This window comes from Streptomyces beijiangensis (assembly GCF_017315755.1).
Classification (GTDB): Bacteria; Actinomycetota; Actinomycetes; order Streptomycetales; family Streptomycetaceae; genus Streptomyces; species Streptomyces beijiangensis.
On the sequence record NZ_JAFLRJ010001341.1, the window covers coordinates 1 to 286 of the forward strand.

The following is a 286-nucleotide window of genomic DNA, read 5'->3' on the forward strand; positions in this document are numbered from 1 at the left end:
GTCCAACATGGGCGATGCGCTGCGGCGCTCGTGCCATACGAACGCGATCCCCGCGGCCACGGCGCCGAGGACCGATGCGAGGGTGGTGGTGGAGAGCCAGCCGTGCTCGACACCGCTGGTCAGCGAGTAGCAGGCGAGGCCGATGGCGGTGACGCTCAGTACGGCGCCCGGCAGATCGAACGCATCCTTGGTCAGGTCCTCCGGCCGACCGGCCGGGACGCCGAGACGGACGCCGATGGCCGCGATCAGGGCGATCGGGGCGTTGACGACCAGGAGCCACTCCCAC

General features: G+C 71.0%; 1 pseudogene. It reads right to left on the bottom strand.

The annotated features are described in order from the left end of the window. A pseudogene (locus tag J0695_RS41750) lies at window positions 1-286 on the bottom strand (MFS transporter); the annotation flags it as partial.